Origin of the sequence: Azospirillum sp. TSH64 (assembly GCF_003116035.1) — a bacterium.
In the GTDB taxonomy this organism is placed as follows: Bacteria; Pseudomonadota; Alphaproteobacteria; order Azospirillales; family Azospirillaceae; genus Azospirillum.
Genome location: NZ_LGQW01000010.1, coordinates 1 through 1832 on the forward strand (window position 1 = coordinate 1; position 1832 = coordinate 1832).

Here is a 1832-nt window from a genome sequence, read left to right on the forward strand (position 1 = left end):
CTGCTGTCGTCGGCGCCTGCGGCCTACCGGACGCGGGTGAACGACCTTCTGCTGACGGCGCTGTCGCGGGTGCTGTGCCGGTGGAGCGGCGAAGTGTCGGCGCTGGTGCAGTTGGAGGGGCATGGCCGCGAGGAGCTGGTGGGCGGCCTGGACCTCAGCCACAGCGTCGGCTGGTTCACCACCGCCTATCCGGTGCATCTGCACCCCGGAGGGGAGGAGGGCACTGCGATTGGCGCGGCGATCAAGGCGGTGAAGGAGCAGCTTCGGGCGGTTCCGTCGAACGGGCTGGGCTACGGCGTGCTGCGCCATCTGGGCGATGCAGAGGCGCAGGCAACGCTGCGGGCCCTGCCCGAGGCGCGGGTGACCTTCAACTATCTGGGCCAGTTCGACGGCAGCTTCGACGACACCGCCCGCTTCGTGCCGGCCAACGAGCCGGCGGGTGCCCGTCTCGATGCCGACGCCCCGCTCGGCAACTGGCTGAGCATCGACGGCAGGGTCTATGACGGGGAACTGGTGTTCGACTGGAGCTACAGCCGTGCGGTGCTGGCGCCGCCGGTGGTGGAGGGGCTGGCCTCGGCCTATGGGGAGGAGCTTCGGGCACTGGTTGCGCATTGCGAGTCCTCGGCCGGCGGGCTGACGCCGTCGGACGTTCCGCTGGCCGGGCTGACGCAGGGGCAGCTGGACGCCCTGGCGCTGCCGGCGCGCGAGGTGGAGGACCTCTATCCGCTGAGCCCGATGCAGCAGGGCATGCTGTTCCATGCGCTGGAAGGCGCTGCGGAGGGCGAAAGCCCCTATGTGACGCAGCTCGCCGTCGAGGTGGAGGGGCTTGAGGAGACCCGCTTCGCCGCCGCCTGGGCCTGGGTGACGGCGCGCCATGCCGTGCTGCGCACCAGTTTCCTGTGGGGCAGCCGGCTTGCTGCCCCATTGCAGGCGGTGTGGGAGCGGGTGGGCGATGCGGTGTCGGTGCTGGACTGGCGCGACCGCGGCCTCGCCGGCGCCGACCTGGAGGAGGCTCTGGGTGCCTTGGCGCGGGAGGAGCGTGCCCGTGGCTTCGAGCTTGGCCGTCCGCCGTTGCAGCGGGTTCTGTTGGTGCGGCTGGGGCAGGGGCCACAGGGCCAAGCGCGCCATCGCCTGATCTGGACCAGCCACCACCTTCTGCTGGACGGCTGGAGCAGCGCGCGTCTGGTGGCGGAGGCGCTGGGCCGCTACCGGGGAGCGGAGGTGGACGGCGCGGTCGGTGGCGCGGCGGGCCGCTACCGCGACTACATCGCGTGGCTCGGGCGGCAGGATGCGGCGGCGTCGGAGCGCTTCTGGCGCGGGCGCCTGTCGGGGCTGGAGGCGCCGACGCTGCTGGCGGCGAGCCTGCCCTGCCGGCATCCGCAGGCGGGGCACGGCATTGTGCGGCTGCGGCTGGACGGCGGTGCGACGCGGCGGTTGCAGGCGTTCGCGCAGGCGCAGCGGGTGACGCTGAACACGCTGGTGCAGGGGGCGTGGGCGCTTCTTCTGCAACGCTACAGCGGGCAGGAGACGGTGGCGTTCGGTGCGACGGTGTCGGGCCGTCCGGCGGAGCTTGCCGGCGTCGAGGAGACGCTGGGGCTGTTCATCAACACGCTGCCGGTGGTGGAGCGTCCGCCATCGGATGAGCGGGTGGGGGAGTGGCTGCGCGGGTTGCAGCGGCGGAACCTGGAGATGCGCGAGCACGAGCACACGCCGCTGCACGAGGTGCAGCGCTGGGCCGGCTCCAGCCTCGGCACCAGCGGCGGCGCGCGGGCCCTGTTCGACAGCATCCTCGTCTTCGAGAACTACCCCGTCGACGAGGCCATCAAAAACCA

At 72.2% G+C, this 1832-nt stretch carries 1 protein-coding gene; it reads left to right on the plus strand.

Features of this window, described 5'->3' with window-relative positions; genetic code table 11:
* Window positions 1-1832, plus strand: a 1832-nt coding sequence (locus tag TSH64_RS01485) for a condensation domain-containing protein (protein WP_247872697.1), incomplete at both ends; no start/stop codon positions are given.